5 protein-coding genes are annotated in these 4,236 nt (G+C 40.0%); 4 read left to right on the forward strand and 1 reads right to left on the reverse strand.

Annotation, left to right across the window (positions count from 1 at the left end; genetic code table 11):
• From G585_RS19780 to G585_RS0116420, 4 genes are all read left to right on the forward strand, one after another.
• The coding region (locus G585_RS19780) for a hypothetical protein (RefSeq protein WP_022776453.1) at window positions 1-1,428 on the forward strand (1,428 nt) is incomplete at its 5' end.
• A gap of 186 nt (window positions 1,429-1,614) precedes the next feature.
• Window positions 1,615-1,968 carry a BlaI/MecI/CopY family transcriptional regulator gene (locus G585_RS0116410; protein WP_022776455.1) on the forward strand — a complete coding sequence of 118 codons (354 nt, stop codon included), beginning with the start codon at window positions 1,615-1,617 and terminating at the stop codon, window positions 1,966-1,968.
• A 34-nt stretch (window positions 1,969-2,002) separates the two neighbouring features.
• A complete protein-coding gene (locus G585_RS19240; protein ID WP_022776456.1) occupies window positions 2,003-3,697 on the forward strand; it encodes a M56 family metallopeptidase in 1,695 nt (564 codons plus the stop codon).
• A 12-nt stretch (window positions 3,698-3,709) separates the two neighbouring features.
• Entirely contained in the window at window positions 3,710-3,958 is a 249-nt protein-coding gene (locus tag G585_RS0116420; protein WP_022776457.1) for a hypothetical protein, read from the forward strand.
• 61 nt (window positions 3,959-4,019) lie between these two features.
• Here the strand turns inward: G585_RS0116420 and G585_RS19800 are convergent.
• The coding region (locus G585_RS19800; protein WP_026664069.1) for a hypothetical protein at window positions 4,020-4,236 on the reverse strand (217 nt) is incomplete at its 5' end.

The raw sequence follows: 4,236 nt of genomic DNA on the forward strand, positions 1-4,236 counted from the left end.
AGAACAGAGAAAGAGAAAGAGGAAGCTGAAGCAGCATGGGAAGCAGCAAAGAAGACTGCAAGCGAAAAGCTTACGGCCATGGAAACAGCAGCAAAAGAGTTGACAGCAAAGACAACTGCAAAAGAGAATGCAGATAAGGAGTTGGAAGCAAAGACGACTGCGAAAGAGGATGCAGATAAGGAATTAACAGCAAAGACAACTGCAAAAGAGAACGCAGATAAGGAACTGACAGCAAAGACAACTGCAAAAGAGAATGCAGATAAGGAGTTGGAAGCAAAGACGACTGCAAAAGAGGATGCAGATAAGGAGTTAGAAGCAAAGACAACTGCAAAAGAGAATGCAGATAAGGAGTTAGAAGCAAAGACAACTGCAAAAGAGAATGCAGATAAGGAATTAATAGCTAAGACAACTGCAAAAGCAAATGCAGATAAAGAGTTAGAAGCAAAGACAACTGCAAAAGATGAAGCAGACAAGCAACTTTCTAATCTTACAGCTAATACTGAAATGGCTAGCGAAGCTTACCACAAAGCATTTGATGCCTACGCTTCACTTAACAAGGCAGCTGCAGCCGCAGCTGACAGAGTAACAAATGCTCAGAATCAGCTCAATATACTCCTTAATGCTATAAAGAACGTTCAGGCAAATGCTACTCTCGATAAGGCAGCACTTAACGCCAGACTTGCAGATTTAAGAAGAGCTGTAGCTACAGCAAAAGAAAATGTTGCAAATGCAAAAGAAAACCTTAAAGAGACTAATCAGCAGCTTGAAACTGCAAAGGTTACTTTAGCAAAGAAAACACAGGATTTTAATGAGGCTAAGAGACTTCAGGAAGAAGCAGCAAAGAGAGCAGAAGAAGCTGCAAAGCAGAATGAGACAGACAGCGAAGCTTTTACAGAAGGTGAAGGTTCTTCAGTGATCACAGCTGTAGCAACTAACGAAGTAGCTGCACCTGCTTCTGCAGATGGAGCAGTAACTGTGGCAGCTCCTGTAGTAGCTGATGGAGCACAGGTTCTTGGAGAGAAGAGAGTTGCAACTACTTCTGATACAGCCAAGACAACTACTAAGGTAGCAACTGATACAAAGAAAGAAGCAAATAAGGCTTCTGATAATAAAGCTTCAAAGGCAGAGAACAAGGCAGTAGAAACAAATGAGGCAGTAACTGATAATACGGCTTCAGAATCAGAAAAAGAAGCTATTGTAGCAGAGTCAGAGACAAAGAATACTGAAGAAAAGACGGCTCAGGGTGAGGCTGTAACAATTGTTGATGAAGAGTCAGCAAAGGCAGCAGCTCCGGCTGAAAAACAGGCATCATTCCCATGGTGGATCGTTGCAGTTCTTGCAGCGGCTGCCGGAATCTCAGTAGAAGAGTATGCAAGAAGAAAGAACATCAAGGTAAAGGCCAATAACAAAGACAGCTTCAACAAATAATTTGTATACACATAAGAAAGGACGAGTCGAAAGATTCGTCCTTTTCTCGCTACTTATGCAGGTATGAGACAACGATGAAAAACGCGTTAAAACATTAACGGAATATTGTCTTGATAAACTGGTCTACTCACTATAAACTATCAGTATAAAGTCTATAATAAATAGACCAATGAAAGGCGGAAAGATATGGCCGTAGAATTTGGGGAAGTTCAGATGAAATTTGCGGAGCTTATATGGGAGAATGAGCCGATTGCTTCGGGGGATCTGGTTAAGCTCTGCGCAGAGAAGTTCGAATGGAAGAAATCTACAACTTATACAGTTTTAAAGAAACTGTGTGAGAAGGGATTGTTCCAAAACGTTGATGGGGTTGTCTCATCAAAAATATCCAAGGAAGACTTTTATTCACAAAAGAGTGAGGAGTTTGTAGAGGAGGCCTTTGGAGGTTCACTTCCGGCATTTCTGGCAGCTTTTACATCACATCAGAAACTTTCAAAAAAAGATATTGCTGAAATAAGGAACATTATTGACAAGATCAAGTAGTAGCTACGCTTTTATATAGGCAGAGGGTAAGTGTATGGGGTTAATCTTTATAAAAGTCATTGAGATGAGTATGGCGTCTATTCTTCTCATGATAGCAGTGTCACTGATCAGAATACCGCTTAAGAAAGCACCAAAATGGTTTATGGGTGTTTTATGGGCAGTGGTAGCACTAAGATTACTGGTTCCACTTCAGATTCAGTCAGATATTGGCTTTATGCCTGATTTTGGGAAGATTGTTAATTCGACTTTTTCCAAGGGAGCAGCCGCAAAAAAAACGGTGGATACAGAGGTTCTCGAATCAGTTGGGGTAATGGCCGAGGTCTATGCTGATGATATTTCTTTTGCAAACACAAGAGAAGCTGAATTGAATTTTGCAGATACACAGGATACATCAGTAAGAGGCTATCTAAATAACAAGTTTTTCGTAGGAGCCCTTATCATATGGCTTATCGGAGTAACTGTGGTCCTTGGCTATGCAGTTTTTAGCTATATCAGAGTCTATCTTAAGACCCGGGTATCTATTCGTTTTAGTTCCAGCGAAAGAGTGTTTGTATGCGATGAAATTGATACACCTTTTATTTTTGGAATGATTCGTCCGATAGTTTACCTGCCTTCAGGCCTTGACCATAAGACAATTGAAAATGTTCTTGCCCATGAGCTTGTGCATATTAAGAGATATGACCATATCAGGAAGCAATTAGGATATCTGATCGTGGCTATTCACTGGTTCAATCCACTTGTATGGCTGTCATATATTCTTTTTTGCAGAGATATTGAGCTTGCATGTGATGAGATGGTCATCAGCAATATGTCTGCAAGGCAGAAGAAATCCTACGCCAATTCACTTCTTTTATGCAGCACCAGGAAAAGGTTTGTAACAGTATATCCTATTGCATTTGGTGAAGTGGGAGTAGCCACAAGAGTCAGACAGATTCTTAACTATAAAAAGCCATCGTTCTATCTGATCCTGGTTCTTTTCATAGTTACAAGTACTCTTTTAACATGCTCTTTTACCAGGGCGGCTGATAAAGTTGTGATAGGGCCATACGCTTTGCAAACTCTGAAAGACAATACCGATAAAACTGAAAAGAAAACAGATAACAGTTCTGAATCGGTTAAGGTAAAGGAACCTGTTCATAGCGTCATTTTTACAGATGGGGATATTGAGGTCAAAACATCTGGTGATGGACTTGTGAACCTTCCATACACAGATTCAACCAAAAAAGAAATAACTAATCTTCCATATGTAGCTGGGACTGAGACAGTAGAAAAAGTAACTGAATCTGAAAATGAACAGACGCTGGTAGATGTAAAAGAGAAAGAGACGACTGTACATGTAAGTGATACAAATGACTCGGTAAGCGTGAACGTCAGCGGTAACACAGCAAGTGTTGAAGTGAAGGACAACAAAGAAACTGTTCATGTGGACGCAGATGTTTCAAAGACCCTTGAAACTGTTGATAATACGTTAGGAACTGCAAATACCATAGTAAATGAAACAGTGAAAAATGTTGCACCGGAAGCAGTAACTGAAATAGTAAATGAAGTGACTAATGATGCAGTAGATGAAGTGATAAACGAAGTTGTGAATGATGTAGTAAATGAAGCCGTAAACGAAACTGTAAATGAAGCTGTAGAAGAAGTGTTAGATGAATCAGGAGATGTTGAAGAAGTCATTAATACTGCATTTAGTACAATTGACAGTATTAGTAGCTTGTTTGGAAGATAACAGGAGGCTATCATGTCAGAGAAAAGGAAATTGGTTATCTGTGCTGCGGCCAGAGAAATAGGTATATCAGAGGGAGATATGTCAAATGTTTTCGTGACATACCAACCTGGTTTATACGAAGTTACATTTACAACAGAGTGGATGACATACGATATGTTTATAGATGAAAATACCATGGAAGTATTAGGAATTGATTACAGACCAATTCCAATCAATTCACTGCTTGCCCAGCTCCCTGAAGCGGTGCAGGATGTGTCTTAATATCATTGCTCTCTCTTAAATAAGAAATAAACCATAGAGGCTGCCATAGATAGTGATACGCTCAATCACTTATGGCAGCCTCAAGCTTTTTCAGGGATAACTTTTTGTATATTCTAAACCACATTTCCTTTGTATATGCGTAAGTAATTGGCTCCGTACGCCACCATTGACTGAGCCCTGTCTGTTGATAAGTCACTTGAAGCGTCCCACTGACTCTATTAGAAAAAGTATAGTTTACGGCTGAGTACGCCACCATTGACTGAACCTGAGGAAAACGC

Source organism: Butyrivibrio sp. AE2015 (assembly GCF_000420825.1).
In the GTDB taxonomy this organism is placed as follows: domain Bacteria; phylum Bacillota; class Clostridia; order Lachnospirales; family Lachnospiraceae; genus Butyrivibrio.

What these genes read in the sequence shown, in the direction of transcription:
- G585_RS0116420 (WP_022776457.1), top strand. Translation starts at nt 3,710, where the DNA reads ATGTCAGAGAAAAGGAAATTGGTTATCTGTGCTGCGGCCAGAGAAATA.
- G585_RS0116410 (WP_022776455.1), top strand. Translation starts at nt 1,615, where the DNA reads ATGGCCGTAGAATTTGGGGAAGTTCAGATGAAATTTGCGGAGCTTATA.
- G585_RS19240 (WP_022776456.1), top strand. Translation starts at nt 2,003, where the DNA reads ATGGGGTTAATCTTTATAAAAGTCATTGAGATGAGTATGGCGTCTATT.